We start from the raw sequence: 17,098 nt of genomic DNA on the forward strand, positions 1-17,098 counted from the left end.
GTTTTCTTGTTTATTCTTCAATTATCGACAGAATACACTCCATGACCGTCTGTTTGTTCTTGTGCTATAATAGCCATACGAACGCATGTGCAGGAAAAAAAGGCAACCGCAGCCAATGTTTGGTTCGGCTGCCTTTTTCCCTGTAACGTTATACATATATGTTGAGGTGATGGAACCAGTGGCTAAAAAAAAGGGAGGCCGGAAGGGAGCGAGCGCGAAGAACAGGGATGTTCGCGCATTTCTTCGGTATGAGTTATACGGCCTCGTAGTCATTGCGCTGTCGCTTCTAGCGCTTATGACATTCTCGAATACGAGCTGGTTAGGTCGCTATTTTGCATGGGTGTTTCGAATAGTGGCCGGTTCCTGGGACTTTCTTCTTCCGCTCGCCGGTGTCGGTATCGGCATCTATGTCATGGTCAAGCGAAAATGGCCGTATGTAGTATCACAGCGTTGGATGGGCATTTTTCTTTTGTTTTTCTCCCTGCTCGTATGGAATCACATGCTATTGTTTGAGCAATTGACCGCAGGCGGTAAGTTCGCAGACCAATCGGTACTCTCTGTTACATGGGAACAATTGCTTCAAGAGAAGGGGCAGATAGAGGCAGGTAAACCGTCTACGACAGATGTGGGCGGGGGATTGTTCGGTGCGCTCGGTTATGCTTTTTTCTCGGCGGCAGCCGGTGCTGCAGGTACCGCGCTTATTGTGGTGTTTATGGTGCTAATTGGTCTTATGCTGGCCTTTCAAATCTCGTATGTACGTATCTTCGCTGCCCTACGTCGCCTGTTTGCGGCGGGGGGCTCTAGGATAAAAGCGGCGGGAGAAGATGCGCTAACGCTGCTGAGCGAACGGCGCGAACAGCGCCAGCGCGAGCGTGAGGAACAGGAAGCGTACGAAGCAAGCTTAGAAGAAGAAGTAGAAGAAGAGGAAGAACCTCCCGCTGAACGGAAGCCGAGCTTTGTGGCGCGCTTATTTGGCAATCGTGCTCCGGCAGAAGAAATAAATGCGAAGAAAGAGCAGACGGCACGCAAGAAAAAGGACATCATATCGACGTCAGAGCAAGATATATTTATGCCAGAGGTTGAGCAATCGGATGAAGGAATGCATAAAAATGAATTTATTGTGCATGATTTTTCAGCAAAAGTATATCCACAGGAAGAGGCCGCTGTTGAACCTGCTTTCGAACCAGAGGTGAAGACGGAGGGTGCACAGATTAAAGTGAAACTACAGGAGCGCAAAAAGTCGGAAGTGAAAGATCCGCCGGAATCGATTCCTGATTTGCCGCTTGCCTTTGATGAGGCACCTGATCATCCGTCATACAAGCTTCCAACTGCGGAGTTAATGGATCGGCCGAAAGCGATGAAAGCCGGAGGTTCAACCAAAAGCGTACAGAGCAACGCGCATAAGCTTGTTGCTACACTTGAAAGTTTCGGTGTGCAGGCTAAAGTGCTGCAGGTGCAGTGCGGACCTACGGTTACACGTTATGAGATTCAGCCGGCCATTGGAGTTAAAGTGAGCAAAATTGTAGGTTTGACAGACGATATTGCATTGGCGCTGGCTGCGCGCGGCATTCGGATGGAAGCTCCGATCCCAGGAAAGTCGGCTATTGGTATTGAAGTGCCGAATGACGAAGTGGCATTGGTTACGCTACGCGAAGTGTTGGAAAGCAACGAATATGTGAGTGCGTCCGATAAGCTCAGCATCGCCCTCGGACGCGATATTTCAGGACAGCCGATTATCGCAAACCTCGTGCGGATGCCCCATTTGCTGGTGGCTGGCGCGACGGGCAGCGGAAAGTCGGTCTGCATAAACGGAATTATCATGAGCATTTTATGTAAAGCAAAGCCGAGTGAAGTAAAGCTGATGATGATCGATCCAAAAATGGTAGAATTGAATGTGTACAACGGCATTCCTCATCTGCTGTCGCCGGTGGTTACCGACCCGCGCCGCGCCTCAATGGCGCTTAAGAAGGTTGTACAGGAGATGGAACGGCGATATGAGTTGTTCGCTAAATCTGGCACGCGTGATCTTGAGCGTTATAATCAGATGGCTCGTCAGGAAGGCGTCGCTCCGCTACCTCTTATCGTTGTTATTGTAGATGAGCTGGCGGATTTGATGATGGTAGCGCCGGGAGATGTAGAAGATGCGATTTGTCGTCTGGCCCAGATGGCTCGTGCGGCTGGCATTCATTTAATTATCGCCACACAGCGACCGTCTGTGGATGTTATCACAGGTGTGATTAAGGCGAATATTCCTTCCCGTATTGCATTTGGCGTATCATCGATGGCTGACTCACGCACGATCCTCGACATGGGGGGCGCCGAGAAACTGTTAGGGCGCGGCGATATGCTGTATTTACCGATGGGGGCATCCAAGCCAGTGCGTATTCAAGGAGCGTTCATCAGCGATCATGAAGTAGAGAAGGTTGTAACTTTTGTGAAGAACCAGCAGGAAGCACGTTACAACCCGGAGATGATGCCGGGAGAGGAAGAGACAGCCGTAGTCGATGATCCGGAAGATGATTTGTACGAGCAGGCAGTAGAACTCGTACGCGAGGCACAGACTGCTTCCGTGTCGCTTTTGCAGCGGCGGCTCCGTGTTGGCTATACACGCGCAGCCCGTCTTGTCGACATGATGGAGGCAAGAGGCATCGTCGGACCGTATGAAGGAAGCAAGCCGCGTGAAGTGCTTATTCCACCTGGTGATTCACAAATTTCTTAAGGGATAAATAGAGTGAATGGTGGTAAGGAAAAAACGGTTGAAGAAGCTGAAGAAAGGAGCAAACAGGGTTTGAAGTTTGTAGCAGAATTTAGAAAGTTCATCAGCAGAGGAAATATTATCGATCTTGCCGTCGGGGTGGCACTTGGGACCGCCTTCAATAAAATTGTTACATCGCTTGTAGAAGATATATTGATGCCGCCTATTGGACTGGCGCTGAAAGGCGTTAATTTTTCCGATTTGTATATCAATCTTTCTTCCGGGACGTACGCTTCGCTAGACGCAGCAAAAAAAGCGGGAGATGTAACAATTAATTATGGGATTTTCTTAAATAATGTGCTTCACTTCCTAATTGTTGCATTCTCTTTGTTCGTCGTAGTAAGAGTGTATTCCCGATTGAGTGAGCTGCGGAACCAAGAGGAGGAAGTGGAGAAAAAAGCGGAAACAAAAGAATGTCCGTACTGTTTATCAGCCATTCCGATTCCGGCGACCCGCTGCCCGGCTTGCACCTCTCAATTAGAAAGGGCAGAACAATCCTAAGGAAACCATATACGAGGAAAGCGTTTTCATGATACAATTAAGAAGACAGTGACTTTCGATAAAGGGAAGCGGTGGATGTATGGGGAAAACAATGAAGCATGTATCCCTGGAAAATGGGATTGAAAAACTGATGATTCCTGGCAGCAAAGTGGCGATTGTCCAAGAGGGCAATTCGCTGGAACATGCCTTGCTTGTTCTGACGAAATCGGGGTATTCAGCCATTCCGGTATTAGACCGTGATTATAAGTTAAAAGGACTAATCAGCATGCCGCTCATCCTCGATAAAGTCCTTGGCATCGAGGGAATTGAGTACGATAAGTTAAGTGAGATGAAAGTCGAAGACGTGATGAATAAAAAGATAGGATGGATGAGGGAGGATGGTGGCTTTTTCAGGGGACTTGAGCTTTCCATTAACCATCCATTTTTATGTATCGTGGACGAAGCTGGTGTATTTGTTGGGATTCTTACGCGAAAATCCATTCTCGCACAGGTGAACAATTACTTGAAATTCAATAATACGTAAGAGGGCGGAGCATGTCTCCGTTCCCTGTGTATCCATAAAAAAGACAGGCGTACATGTAAGCACGCCTGTCTTTTTCTAATTTAAAGTGTAAGAAAGCTTAATGGAGAGTTGTCCGTTCTCGATACCGACGTATTCTAGCCCCTCGAAAGTCGCATTCGGGTAGCTACTTTGGAGCGTTTGCATGGTCTCATACATTTCATCAGCGGAATTAATTAGAATTTCCATACGGTTCATTAGTACGTCACCTCGTTCAATGTTCTTTGCTACATATATTCGTGCAAATTATTATTTTTGAGGGGGGACGCCAGAAAATTTAAAAAGAAAAATAAAAAACTCGCCAGCGTGGTTGCTCCACAAGGGGAAAAAACAACGTTTAGCACACGCCTCGGGAATTTTTCAAACGATACGAGCGAAAGAAAGTGGATAGCGCTTCCTTCTTTTACAGCGATATCTACTTTCTGATCCATTAAAAAACTTCCGCCGGGCAGCGGAAGCTTATATTCATCAATATATTTATAAGGTTGTGAAGCGTACGTTTTCGCCTGAGCTATTTACTTTGAATCACAGGGCGCAAACGGTTATAAATAGGATACGTAATAATCGCCTCAGCCAGTCCTTTAATCAGGTTAAACGGAAGGACGGCGTAAAGAATGAGCGCCCACAGGCTTGTGATACTACTGTTAGCCTCTTGTGACCATCCGACGATATCGTGAACCGACATGCCCATTACGTATGCGAATGCCGGCATGAAAAAGTAGTAGTTGGCTACTGACATAACCGCTGCCATGGCAGTTGTTCCAGCTGTCATACCCAGCCAGAAATTGACTTTGCTCTGTTTCAGCTTCTGCATAAAGAAGACCGAAACGACGACGAATGTACTCCCTGCCACAAAATTGGACAGCTCGCCTACACCCATGCCGCCTTGATTAGACAGCAGAAAATGTAAAACATTCTTAATTAGTTCTACCGCGACTCCAGCTAGCGGTCCGAACAAAATGGCGCCGATAAGCGCTGGAATTTCGCTTACGCCGATTTTCAGAAATGCAGGAAACATCGGCAATGGAATCTCTACGAACATCAGTAGAAATCCGATGGTAGACAACAGCGATAGCATCGCCGTTCTGCGTACCTTTCCTCTCATATGAAGTTCTCCCTTCTCCCATCCAGACTATACTGTCGGTCCCGGAGTTACACCGGGTCAGCCAGACGTATGGTTGCTTTTTAACGTCTGGGTCGCGGACTAAGAAGCGAACGTACACTTCATCACCGCCGGTCGGGAATCTCACCCTGCCCTGAAGGTTTGTATGGTGGTACAAATATCACAACCTATCTAGAAATATGCCATGAAAATACGTATTCGTCAATACAAAAGTAGTGCAATGTGAAAAAAGTAAGTCAGAGAGTTATAAAAAGAAACCTTCTTTATTATCCATTCGGTTATTATATAATGATTAAAATAAGGAATTACTTACGCTTAATGGAAGTAATACGGGGTAAAGGGGAGGAGAAACGTGATATTTGGAATTCCGTATGCAGAATGGATCGGCTATATCGTCGTTGTAGTGCTCGTTTTTGCATTCGGCCTACCGAATGGCTGGCTGAAGCGACTTGAGAAGTACTATTCCAGTGACCATCTGCATCAGACTGTAGCACCGGAAGATGTAAGGGATATTATTTTACAGATGAGCAATGGTGAAGAATGTGTATTAAACGAGGAGGAAGGACGCGAGGCGGTAGCGTTGTTTAACGGTGCGAAGCTCGTCGAGAAAACGGGGGCGTCCAATGAAGCAGAAGGAGCCAGGTTGCGCATCGTATGCAAGGATGGGCGTACGATTGAAATTATGCCATATCGCCGCGATGTTATTATCCGCCTCTCTGGGGACAAAAAAAAACGTGGACCCATTGGATATTGGGCTAAACAGGACGCGCTGTCAGAATGGTTGCGCCGGAGTGGAGGAGAGCTGAATTGACCCAAAACATTATGAGCGAGCATACTTTCGAACAGGGAGAAGCTTATCTGGCAGGGGTTGATCCTGTGATGGCGCGTCTTATTGAGATGTATGGCCCGTATCGACAAACACCTCGCAGCGACTATTTTGCAGTCCTATGTGAGTCGATTGTCTCCCAGCAGTTATCTGTTAAAGCAGCGGCTTCGATTACTAGCCGCGTACTTCTCTATTTCGGAGGGGAATGGGAGCCGCAAGCTATTTTGAAAGCTGAAGAGGAAGATATGCGGACACTGGGGCTTTCACGATCGAAAATTGCTTATATGAAGGACCTCGCCGCATTTTGCGTGACCGGGCGGCTTGCACTGGATACGTTTGCTGATGCATCCAACGAAGAGATTGTCCGACGCCTCATTGAGGTCAAAGGCATCGGCAAATGGACGGCTGAGATGTTCCTGCTGTTTGGGATGGGACGGTTGAATGTCTATCCGATAGATGATCTAGGGATTAAGAAAGCCATACAGGCGAATTATAACCTCGACGAACTGCCCGATAAAAAGCAAATGCTTGAAATCGGCACCAAGTGGGCTCCTTATGAAACGATTGCCAGCCTGTACTTATGGCGCAGTTTAAATAATAAGCCAGCCGTATAAAGTAAAACTTCCATCAATAGGAGGCTTTTTTCCTCCCAAACTGATGGTTAGATGCACTTATCGGAGTCTTAGGGGCTTACTGCCCGTTGGACCGGGCTAAAAAAACGGGGCGGGAGAAATTCCCGGCCCGTCATTTAATTCAGGCGGACATACCGCCGCTCTTTTTTAATAAAAGCGAGGTATGTTCCGTAAGCTAAAATTGTAAATCCGACTGCTGTAAGTATTTTTCTCATGACGCACCTCCATGTACTGCTTTTCCACATTTATACGACAAGCAATCCGACATTTCACAAAACCCACACAATTATTCCGTATAATAAGGATAGACAATCTACGTAAGGAGCTTGCAAAATGGGAAAGAAACGCCCGGTGATTATTTTGATTTTGGCGTTTATCTGGTTGTTTACGACCGGATGTCAGCCCGTTGCGTTCACGAAAATTCCTGATGGTGCTTCCGTACTGGCGGTGCTGAATGCCCGCGAGCAAACAGTTTCCTTTTTGAACGCGGAGAGTGGCAAAAACATAGCAACCTGGAAGCCGGACTTTACGTTTGCGCGCATGTTGCTGACGAACTCGCATACCGTATTGCTGTATGGGAAAAACGCTGAAGATGTACGTATGCTGGATATGCGCACCGGCAAGCAAACGGGCGTATGGAAGACAGGGAAGGGCATTGCTAATGCGACGTTGTCGACCAGCGGTGATGAAATATATTTTGCGGACAAGCTGCATGGTACTGTGCGAATTTATACGACGGCCGGACAGCAAAAAGGCGAAATCAAGGTTGGACCCTCCCCATTTACGATGATGGAAGACAAAGCGCACGGTAAATTGTATGTGATGGATTTGCAGGATGCGAATATGAGGGAGATCGATTTGGCAACCAGCCAGGTGGTCCGTACGTTTCGCCTAAATGAATCGCCCATGGGAGGATTGCTTGCAGCCGACCGGGACGAGCTATGGATTGGCGGTCATGGTCGCGGTGATTTTCCGGAAGAGGAAGTGTCTGTATTCTCGAGTGAGACGGGACAAAAGCTGCGCAACGTTCATGCTCCTTTTATGCCGGTTGAATTCGTGCGATATGGCAAGGATACCCTATTTGTGCTAAGCCACGGGTCGAATACGCTTCGGCGAATCGCTATGGATACAGGGCAAAGCACTGGAGAACTTGCGTTAGGTGCCAATCCTTTTGGCATGGTAAGCGACGGTCAGCTTCTGTATATTACGAGTTATGAAAGCAATCAGATTTACGTGGTAGACCCGAAAATGATGCGCACGTTAAAGATACTGCGCGCTGGGGACGGACCGATTCAAATGTTTGTGCGGGAAGGTGACGGACAGTGAAGGGATATTCCCTGTTAATAGTGGATGATGAAGCGCAAATGCGCGAATTGATCTCCATGTATGCAGAGCGCGAGGGCTATCGCTGCACGGAGGCGGAGGATGGACAGCAGGCGCTTGAACTGCTTGCAAAGCGTACGTTTGATGTAATCATATTGGATGTAATGATGCCGAAGCTGGATGGTTTGTCATTCTGCAAAAAGGTAAGAGAGACATCGGACATCCCCATTATTTTCGTGACGGCGCGTGGGGGTGAAGTGGATAGGGTGACAGGACTTAAAATCGGGGCTGATGATTATCTGGTGAAACCGTTCAGTCCAAGAGAACTGCTTGCTCGCATCGAAGCCTTGCTCAGGCGGGTGCGCCCATCCACGGTCGTCTCTGAGGAGCTTGAGCGATATGGAGCACTTGAAATCGATACGAAAGGCCATGAAGCGCGGATAAACGGTACAGAGCTTTCTTTGACGCTTAAAGAGTTCGACCTGCTGACCTGTCTGGCGCGTCATCCAGGGCAAGTGTTGGACAGGGAGCGGTTGTTGGAGATGGTATGGGGATACGACTATTATGGTAATGCTCGAACGGTGGATACACACGTAAAGACGCTTAGAATGAAACTTGGTGAACATGCAGGACTCATCCAAACCGTGTGGGGCGTCGGGTATAAGTTTGAGGTGACAGCTTGAAGCGTATTTCTCTAAAGCTGAATCAAAAATTATGGCTGCTGGTCAGCTCCGGCGTTATCTTTACCGTACTTGTAACGTATGCTCTTACTCAGTATTTATATGAAAAGTTATATGTGCAGAACATCGGGGCATCGCTTACTTATCAAGGCGAGCGCATCGCAAAGATGTATGAGCGCGAGGGATTTACCCCTGCATTCCGCGCAACTGTAGATCGGATTAACGAGGCGTCTGAGGCAGAGATTTTTGTAACCGAAAACCCTCGTCAACTGGGAGCTTGTTTGCCGTTTGAAGTCGAATATGACGCTTTAATAACGGAAGAAGAGCGCAGTCGTTTGGTGGCTGGGTACACGGTGAGCAAAGTCGGATATGAAGGAAGATTTGGACGTCAAATTATGGCGGTCATTGTGCCGTTATTGGACGGTAAACGGCTCGAAGGCATTGTGTATTTGTATTTGCCGCTTGCAAGCATTACTGAAGCGGTTAGCGAGGTGCGCGATGTGATTCTGGTCAGCTCGCTTGTTTTCGTCCTGTTTTCCCTTTATATCGTAAGGCATCTTGTTAACCGGATGACTCGACCCTTGCGACAGATGGAACATGCCGCTTCTCGTATGGCTCTTGGCAATTTCAAAGAAAAATTCGCCGTCACATCAGAGGATGAGGTAGGTAACCTAGGCCTGGCGCTTAACCATATGGCATCCGCCTTGGAACAGGTGGACGCACAGCGAAGGGAATTTCTCGCTAATATTTCTCATGAATTGCGCACGCCGCTCAGCTACATTAAAGGTTACAGCGAAGCGATAATCGAAGGGGTGGCGGATGCTCCCGAACAGCGAGAACGCTATCTACACTTGATTCACCGCGAAGCGGGACGCATGGAGAGGCTTGTGCATGATTTGCTTGATTTGGCTCAATTGGAAGGTTCATCGTATCCGCTACGTATTACGCTTCTGCCGCTCGGTCAGCTAGTGGAGGATACATTAGAGAAGTTCAGACCGTTCATAGCGGAAAAAGGGGCTGTACTTACAGTAGATATAGACCCCGATGCGATTATTTTGGGGGACGAAGACCGATTGGAACAGGTAGTGCACAATCTATGTGATAATGCATTACGTCATTTGCCTGAAAAAGAAGGTGTGCTTCTTGTCCGCTTACATATTGATCGCTCGGCTGGTCAATGTGTGTTAGCTGTAACAGACAATGGATGCGGAATTCCGCCCGAAGAGGTCTCCCGTCTAGGAGAGAGATTCTACAGGGTTGATAAAGCGCGAACACGCAAGCACGGCGGCAGCGGACTCGGGCTTTCCATCGTTAAACAAATTGTGCACCTGCATAAAGGAACATTCGCAATCGAAAGTAAAAGGAAAGAAGGAACGACAGCAATCGTTCGATTGCCGCTGTATGAGGATGAATGAAAGGGAGAAGAGAAGAAGATGAAACGTTATCGAAATATATGTATCGGTTGGCTGGTGTTTATTCTACTGCTTGTCCTTGTCGGATGTGGGGGAGAAAGACAATCTGAAGAAAGGAAAGTTCCGGAGAAGCTGCAAGCGCAGTATACAGCTTCCCCTGCATCACCACAAGCGGGACAAGAGATCACGTTCTCTGTAGCAATAACACAGGGCGAAGAAAAAGTGAATGATGCTGAAGCTGTGAAATTCGAAATTTGGCATGAGGGACAAAAAGAAAAACATGCGATGGTACCTGCCAAAAAAACAGAAGATGGTGTCTACTCTGTTGTCCGATCGTTTAAGGAACCAGGAACCTACTATGTGATGTATCATATCGATGCGCGGGGTTTGCATAGCATGGCAAAACATAAAATCATCGTTAAATAAAAACAGGGGCAAGCGACTAACGCTTGCCTTTCCTGCGTTTGACCCGCCCGTATAGAAGGAAAACACGCACCCTCTTTTCTGCATTCTCATATTTTATAGAGGAAGGCAGACAAGGAGGCGTGTGATGAAGGTTTCGTATGTAGGCATCTTACTTAACCAATCTATGTACCGGGGAATCACGACCGGTCGAACAGAAACTGAAGTATTGGCTTTTTATGAAGAAGGAGCCCGGATGTACGGGCTAAAACCTTGCTACATTTGCCTGGATGACCTGCGTGCTCATCAGGCAACCGTGCCAGCTTTTGTTAAGAAAGGGAACGGATATCGCCGCGTACGCATTCCTGTTCCCCGCATTATCCATAATCGTGCGCTATTGTTTTCCACCCGTGAAAAAGAAAAGTTAAACCGGATAGCAGAAGCACGCTTCATCGTATTCAATCGCTGGAATCGCTACAGCAAATTATACATTCATTCCTTATTGTGGGCTGATCCTGAAATTCGTCCACATCTTGCCTATACTGTAAGCGGCACTGCGGAAAACGTTCGTCTAATGATGAAATCATATAATACATTATTTATTAAACCGAACAGTGGAAGTATTGGAGCTGGAATCATGAGAATAACGCGTACGGATAAAGGATGGAAGTTTTCATACGCTGTCCGGGTGAAGGGACGCAAACGCTGGAAGAGTATATTATTCACGGACACGTTGCCGGGGCATCTGCTTAAGAAATTGACTGCACGTAAGTACCATATTCAGGAGGCACTGTCGCTGGCTACGTATCGCGGCAATCCTTTTGATCTGCGTGTCTCTGTTCAGAAGGATGCCTCTGGAGACTGGCAGGTCACAGGGATGGTAGGTAAAGTGGCCCCAGCAGGACGATTTCTAAGCAATGTAGGGCAAGGAGGTAAGGTCCACAAGCTAGCTGATCTACTTGATGAGTATCCTAACTTGAAGGCAAAAGTGGTAGAACGTGACATTGGAGAATTTGCGTTGCGTGTCGTACGCCGGCTAGAAGAGTCGATCCCAGGGCTGGCGGATGTAGGGTTGGACATCGGGCTGACGAAGGAAGGTCTGCCGTTGTTCATCGAATGTAATGGACGCGATCAACGCTATGCATTTCGCAATGTACGTATGCTGAAAGAGTGGAAAGCGACGTATGCTAATCCGATGGGCTATGCCAAGTATTTGCTTGATAAATTGAAAACGAAAGGATAAAAAGGCAGCACCTTTTGGCGCTGCCTTTTTGTGTAGAGATATAAGGATATTTCAGCATTACTTCATTTCTTTTAATTCGGCAAAATTCAGCGGTTCAATCGGCGTAGTTGTATCCATATGTCCGAGGATAGTATCGACTTCCTTGCCGTCAATGAGTACTTTCATATTTTTGTACCCGAACTGGCTCAAGATCGTTGCCATTTCTTCAAGCAGGAATTGTTCACCTGACGAGCCGAGGTTCGCCTGTTTGATTTCCGGAGATAAGCTGATAACAGCCGTATTGCCTTCTTTTTTCAGCCATTGAACCTCTGCGTTTTTCGGCATGAGGGTTGTCAGCTCCTTATTTTGAGGGCCGTTCTTCCATGCCATCAGCGCAATGGTCGGCAGATTCTCTTCTTTTTTATATTTGATGGTGCGCGGCTCTTTGTATTGCTCCATCAGGTTAGCGTCGCTAAACACCAGCATAACTTTTTTTTCCTTAACTTCCTCTCCGTCTGTACTATTAGAAGACGGTCGCTCCTTTGAAGAAGGTTGCTCTGCAGATGGCTGCTTGCTGCTATTTGGCTCCTCTGTTGCAGGAGGTGGTTGTGTTGTTTCTCCATTGTTAGTGGTAGCAGGAGGTTGTTGTTGACCACTGCTTGGAACGTCTGAGGTGCACCCTGTAATAGCCAACATAGCCATAAGTGCGATAAATAAAAGTGCGCGAGGTAGTCTCATATGTATCCTTCCCTTCTGACTGAAATAAACTTAATTTCTATTCTTACACAATAAGTTACCAGAAAACACCTGCTGAAGTCCTAATCTCCCACTGTAGTTAGACGTTTGAAAATGAAAAATGGTGCACCTATTTGCAAATTTTTTGTGCTACAATGTAAATCGAATGAGAAGGTGGGAGATGACACAATGGAAAATTCATCTGTACTTTCAATTATGAAAGCGATCAGCGACGTGTTTCCACAAGAGACTTCTATTGCTATTGCGGACAAGTCGAAATTTATTTATTACCAGCCCAGCCGGGCTATTGATTTGAAAATTAAACCGGGTGACGACATTCATGAAGGGACACTAACGCGCAAAGCGCTTTCCCGAAAGCAGAAAATCGAACAACTGCTAGATCACAGTGTGTTTGGCGTACCGTATTACGCAATGAGCACACCCATCTTAAGCCAAGGAGACGCGGAAGGATGCATTACAGCCATCTTCCCGCCAACGGCAACGCCAGGCTTGCCGAAGCTTCCTCGCCATCATTTTCTTATCGGTAAAGGTGAAGACCGTTGGGTTCCAATTCCTTTGTCTGATATTCATTTTATCGAATCGGACAAAGGGAAGACATATTTGTATACAGAGCGCGGCATGTATGTAAATAAGTATAGCCTGATCGAGCTGGAAAATATTCTTCCACCTGATTTATTTGTTCGCTGTCACCGTGCCTATATGATCAATGTGTATTCCATTGATGAGATTCATCCGGATTTTCATTCTACTTTTATGTTAATTATGAATGATTCGGCTCGTACACGCGTGCCGGTCAGCCAGAAGTATGCCAGTGCATTTCGGCGACTGATGGGATTCTAAGGAAGGGGGCTCCCTTCCTTTTTTAATGGATAAGAAAACACATACCAGTGTAAAGCGCTTTCAATTTTATGGGAAAATAAAAAGTGTTTATCTGTATTTTTGCTGCTTCATTCCGTTAAATTCTGCTTTATCCCCTTTTTGCGGCAGAAGCATATGCGACGTGCTATTGTTTATATTACAAATTGTTAAAATAATAACGGTTTCATAAAGGGGCGTATTCGAATGTTCACGAAACGGTTACGAAATAAACTCATACAAGAACGTCTGGTCACCGCACAGGAGGCGGCCAGTTGGATACAGGATGGAATGACTCTCGGATTGAGCGGATTTACTCAGGCTGGAGATGCCAAGGCTGTTCCTCGCGCATTGGTAGAGCGGGTTAAAGAAACAGGAGAAAAATTAAAAGTTAATGTCTATACTGGTGCATCTCTCGGTTCCGAGGTAGACGGTATTATGGCTGAAGCTGGCATTATCAACCGCCGTCTTCCATTCCAGGCGGAAAAGCGGATGCGTAGCAAAATTAACAATGCCGATATCACGTATGTCGATCAGCACCTTTCCCATACGGCGGAGATGGTACGGGCAGGCACAATTGGCGCTATCGATGTGGCAATTGTGGAAGCGGTTGCGATTACGGAAGACGGCTCGATCATACCAACGACGTCAGTCGGAAATTCATCTATCTTCGTCGAATATGCTAAAGAGGTTATTGTAGAATTAAATATGGCGCAGCCTCTTTCGCTTGAAGGTGTGCATGACGTATACGATGCCGGTCCGCAGATAGAGCGTCAGCCTATTCCGCTAACATCGGTAGAGCAGCGCATCGGCACTCCAGCTATTCAAGTGCCGCTTGAAAAAATTAAGGGAGTAGTCGTGACGGAGGAGAAGGATACGTCATCCTCGATTGTTCAACCTGATGAAGAAACAGCTATCATGGCTGGTCATCTCATCGAATTTCTTCGTGGGGAAGTAAAAGCAGGACGCCTGCCGAATACGCTGGCACCGCTGCAGTCTGGTATCGGATCGGTTGCGAATGCGGTGTTCCATGGATTTCTCGCATCTGAATTCACAGACCTAGAAGTATATTCAGAAGTACTGCAGGATGCCGTATTCGACTTGCTTGATGCGGGCAAAATCCGATTTGCTTCCGGCTGTTCTATCATTTTGTCGCAAGAGAAAGGCGAGCGGGTGTTTTCTAACTTCGAATCATACAAAGACCGACTCGTTCTGCGGCCGCAGGAGATTTCCAACCACCCGGAAATCATTCGCCGTCTTGGCCTGATTGCGATTAATACGGCACTTGAGGTAGACATCTATGGTAACGTTAACTCGACTCATGTAATGGGGACTCATATGATGAACGGAATTGGTGGTTCTGGCGATTTTGCGCGCAATGCCCGTCTTGGCATTTTCGTCACCAAGTCTATCGCTAAGAATGGCAACATTTCAAGTGTAGTACCGTTCATATCGCATGTTGATCATACAGAGCATGACGTGGATGTAATTGTGACCGAACAGGGGATTGCCGACCTCCGCGGACTTTCCCCTCGTGAGCGCGCTCGTGCTATCATTGATAATTGCGCGCATCCGGATTATCGTCCGCAGCTCCGCGCATATTTTGAAGAAGCCTGTACACGCGGCGGACAAACGCCGCACGTGATGGAAAAAGCGTTCTCCTGGCATATCCGTTATCAACAGGAAGGTACAATGCTTGAGAACATAGCAACTGAAAAAAAAGCCGCGCACGTATAAAGTAAAACTTCCATCAGCGGGTGTTCTCTTCCTCCCACACTGATGGCTAGTCAAGTGGAGAGATATAGATAAAGAAACAGATAGCCGTCTTTTCCGAAGAGGAGAGGCGGCTATCTTTTTTCGTTCCTTTTTTCCTAACTTTCCTGTATAGTGGAAAAAGATGCTACGGTTAATGGGAGTTTGATTCATATGAAATACCAACAGGATGACATCTGTGATATGGGCCACTTGCCATCCGGAGTGCCTGCATCCTCTGCCATTCCGCATGCGGAAACGGCGGACGGGCTAACTTCGGAGCAGCTGGTGGAGGATGACGCGCCCGACGCGTTTTTCTTTCGCGCGCTGGAGCAAACAGGTATTCGCCTGAATGAGCCGCAGATTGAAGCGGTACGTACGACAGAAGGGCCAGTACTCATCAATGCCGGAGCTGGCAGTGGTAAAACAACGGTGCTAACCTGTCGTACTGCCTATCTGATGCTAGTTAAAGGTATCTCGCCGCGCAATATTGTACTGGTCACGTTTACCCGTCAGGCCGCTCGTCAAATGAAGGAACGGTTGCTTTCGATTCCAGGTGTAACGCAGGCAATGGTCAAACAAATTATCACAGGTACGTTTCATTCACTCGCACGGACGATTTATTTCCATAAGCTGACCGATCCACCGCGAATTATGAGTGAAAAGCAAAAAGAATTCATGATCGAGCAAATTACTAAAGAATTGGCGACAGGCGAACAATATGAACCTGAAACCCTCCTGTCGCTGCTTGCGTACCTAAAAAATAATTTGTTCATTGTAGGGGATACGTGGGTAACGGAAGAGGTAGAAGGCCTTAAAGACGATGCGCGACGCGTGCTCAAGCGCTATGAGTCGCACAAGCGGAAAAACAATCTTATCGACTATGAGGACTTGATTGCAGGCTGCATCGAGACATTACGTACCCATTCGGAATATCTATCTGCCTTGCAGCGTCGTATGGCCTACATCATGGTAGATGAATATCAAGATACAAACATCGCACAATATGAAATGATACGTATGCTTTCTGAAGCGTCCAATTTATGCGTAGTAGGAGATCCCGATCAGGCTATCTACGGTTGGCGCGGAGCAGAACCATCGATTATTCTGCGCTTTCCGGAGGAACATGCGGGGTGCACGCGTATTACGCTTGATATTAATTACCGTTCGCCGTCAGGCGTTGTTGGTCTGGGCAATGAGGTAATTCGTCATAACAGGAAGCGATTTAAGAAAGAACTAAGGGTGTTGCCAGGAGAAGCGGGCCTGCCCAAGTATTTTGCAACCCGATCCGTAGAGAAGGAAGCGGAAGCGGTGTTGGATCTCATTGAGCAATTAACAGGCTCGGGCGATTATACGCATAGTGACATCGCCGTGTTGTATCGTACGCACAGTACGGCACGTACACTATACGAAAAATTACTGCTGAGCGGCATTCCGTTCACGACGCATCGGGACGATCCGACATTCTATGAGCTGTCTACCATTCGCCCGGTGCTTGACTTTATGCGGCTTTCGATCGATCCGTATAATGAAGCGGCGCTAGAGAGCATCCTGCCATGCTTGTACATTAGCAAAGCCCGTTATATGAAGGAGATCCAAATTATATCCATTCAGCGGAGCGTATCGTATGTGGAAGCTTTGCGTCACTTAGAGGCTTTGCCGTCTTTCCAGCGTCGCCGCCTCATCGAGCAGGTAGATTGGCTTCATAGCATTGCACGGTTAAGCCCTTTGCAGGCGGTTAGAGAGATTCGCAATGACGCCGGAGGTGGATACGACAAGTTTCTCGGCAGCGAACAGAATGGAGCGGTCACGTACCATAAAGAGATGCTGCGCGACGACTTGTTCGAACTGGAGGAAGCAGTTAAAGCGTTCGGGACTGTAGCGGAATTTCTGTCATACGTTGATACGATTCTTATCCAGAAAGAAACGCGTAAGAAGACGCAGCAGACGGGTCATGGGGTCACGTTACAGACGATCCACAGCGCTAAAGGTTTGGAGTATCCGGTTGTCATTCTTATCGGGGCAATCGACGGTGTACTGCCTCATAGCATTGCGGTCGATCCGGAAGAGAAGCCGGACTTCTGGTTGCATAAAAAAAGCGAAGAAAAAAAGGACGAGGCAATAGAGGAGGAGCGCCGTTTGGCCTATGTTGCGGTAACGCGCGCGATGAAGGAGTTATATATCAGTTCCCCTCAATATTTCCGCGGTAAGCCGGCCGGGCTTTCGCCTCTCCTGTTGGACGCATTCAGCGGAGCGGCACAGGCCCCATCGACCGGTTAATGAAGAAGGAGGATTATAGA

Annotated in this window: 15 protein-coding genes and 1 riboswitch; of the genes, 13 read left to right on the top strand and 2 right to left on the bottom strand. The window is 47.4% G+C overall.

The features are described from left to right. Positions 1–178 precede the first annotated feature (178 nt). From AF333_RS11835 to cbpB, 3 genes are all read left to right on the top strand, one after another. Entirely contained in the window at positions 179–2,719 is a 2,541-nt protein-coding gene (locus AF333_RS11835; protein WP_407638641.1) for an FtsK/SpoIIIE family DNA translocase, read from the top strand. Positions 2,720–2,788: 69 nt separating this feature from the next. Next, positions 2,789–3,256 carry a large conductance mechanosensitive channel protein MscL gene (mscL, locus tag AF333_RS11840; protein ID WP_043066978.1) on the top strand — a complete coding sequence of 156 codons (468 nt, stop codon included), beginning with the start codon at positions 2,789–2,791 and terminating at the stop codon, positions 3,254–3,256. A gap of 91 nt (positions 3,257–3,347) precedes the next feature. After that, complete coding sequence (cbpB, locus tag AF333_RS11845; RefSeq protein WP_043066977.1) at positions 3,348–3,779, top strand: cyclic-di-AMP-binding protein CbpB; 432 nt, start codon at positions 3,348–3,350, stop codon at positions 3,777–3,779. 547 nt (positions 3,780–4,326) lie between these two features. Here the strand turns inward: cbpB and AF333_RS11855 are convergent. Then, positions 4,327–4,920, bottom strand: a complete 594-nt coding sequence (locus tag AF333_RS11855) for an ECF transporter S component (RefSeq protein WP_043066926.1) — start codon at positions 4,918–4,920, stop codon at positions 4,327–4,329. Positions 4,921–4,926: 6 nt separating this feature from the next. Then, positions 4,927–5,083: riboswitch (FMN riboswitch) on the bottom strand. 207 nt (positions 5,084–5,290) lie between these two features. Here AF333_RS11855 and AF333_RS32760 point away from each other — a divergent pair. The 7 genes from AF333_RS32760 (at position 5,291) to AF333_RS11890 (ending at position 11,456) form a co-directional block, all read left to right on the top strand. Next, positions 5,291–5,749, top strand: coding sequence for a hypothetical protein (locus tag AF333_RS32760; RefSeq protein ID WP_043066925.1), 459 nt, complete (start codon positions 5,291–5,293; stop codon positions 5,747–5,749). Then, positions 5,746–6,378 carry a DNA-3-methyladenine glycosylase family protein gene (locus AF333_RS11865; RefSeq protein WP_158502487.1) on the top strand — a complete coding sequence of 211 codons (633 nt, stop codon included), beginning with the start codon at positions 5,746–5,748 and terminating at the stop codon, positions 6,376–6,378. The genes AF333_RS32760 and AF333_RS11865 overlap by 4 nt, the downstream gene beginning before the upstream one ends. A gap of 351 nt (positions 6,379–6,729) precedes the next feature. Next, positions 6,730–7,722 carry a YncE family protein gene (locus AF333_RS11870; protein WP_043066924.1) on the top strand — a complete coding sequence of 331 codons (993 nt, stop codon included), beginning with the start codon at positions 6,730–6,732 and terminating at the stop codon, positions 7,720–7,722. Beyond that, positions 7,719–8,402 (top strand): response regulator transcription factor, encoded by a 684-nt coding sequence (locus tag AF333_RS11875; protein WP_074715271.1) that lies wholly within the window; start codon positions 7,719–7,721, stop codon positions 8,400–8,402. Before AF333_RS11870 ends, AF333_RS11875 begins: the two co-directional genes overlap by 4 nt. Continuing rightward, entirely contained in the window at positions 8,399–9,814 is a 1,416-nt protein-coding gene (locus tag AF333_RS11880) for a sensor histidine kinase (RefSeq protein WP_043066923.1), read from the top strand. Before AF333_RS11875 ends, AF333_RS11880 begins: the two co-directional genes overlap by 4 nt. 18 nt (positions 9,815–9,832) lie before the next feature. Continuing rightward, positions 9,833–10,237: a FixH family protein gene (locus AF333_RS11885; RefSeq protein WP_052812173.1), complete on the top strand. Its 405-nt coding sequence runs from the start codon at positions 9,833–9,835 to the stop codon at positions 10,235–10,237. Between the two features lie 124 nt (positions 10,238–10,361). Beyond that, positions 10,362–11,456: a YheC/YheD family endospore coat-associated protein gene (locus tag AF333_RS11890; RefSeq protein WP_043066922.1), complete on the top strand. Its 1,095-nt coding sequence runs from the start codon at positions 10,362–10,364 to the stop codon at positions 11,454–11,456. A gap of 57 nt (positions 11,457–11,513) precedes the next feature. Here the strand turns inward: AF333_RS11890 and AF333_RS11895 are convergent, their stop codons facing one another. After that, a complete protein-coding gene (locus AF333_RS11895; protein ID WP_043066921.1) occupies positions 11,514–12,173 on the bottom strand; it encodes a GerMN domain-containing protein in 660 nt (219 codons plus the stop codon). A 186-nt stretch (positions 12,174–12,359) separates the two neighbouring features. On the opposite strand from AF333_RS11895, the gene AF333_RS11900 reads away from it, so the two are divergent. The 3 genes from AF333_RS11900 to AF333_RS11910 all read left to right on the top strand — a co-directional run bounded on the left by AF333_RS11900 (position 12,360) and on the right by AF333_RS11910 (position 17,078). Beyond that, positions 12,360–13,031, top strand: coding sequence for a LytTR family DNA-binding domain-containing protein (locus AF333_RS11900; protein ID WP_043066920.1), 672 nt, complete (start codon positions 12,360–12,362; stop codon positions 13,029–13,031). Between the two features lie 222 nt (positions 13,032–13,253). After that, a complete protein-coding gene (locus tag AF333_RS11905; RefSeq protein ID WP_043066919.1) occupies positions 13,254–14,783 on the top strand; it encodes an acetyl-CoA hydrolase/transferase family protein in 1,530 nt (509 codons plus the stop codon). Between the two features lie 189 nt (positions 14,784–14,972). Further along, positions 14,973–17,078: an ATP-dependent helicase gene (locus tag AF333_RS11910; RefSeq protein WP_052812172.1), complete on the top strand. Its 2,106-nt coding sequence runs from the start codon at positions 14,973–14,975 to the stop codon at positions 17,076–17,078. Positions 17,079–17,098: the final 20 nt, after the last annotated feature.

The organism is Aneurinibacillus migulanus, from assembly GCF_001274715.1.
In the GTDB taxonomy this organism is placed as follows: domain Bacteria; phylum Bacillota; class Bacilli; order Aneurinibacillales; family Aneurinibacillaceae; genus Aneurinibacillus; species Aneurinibacillus migulanus.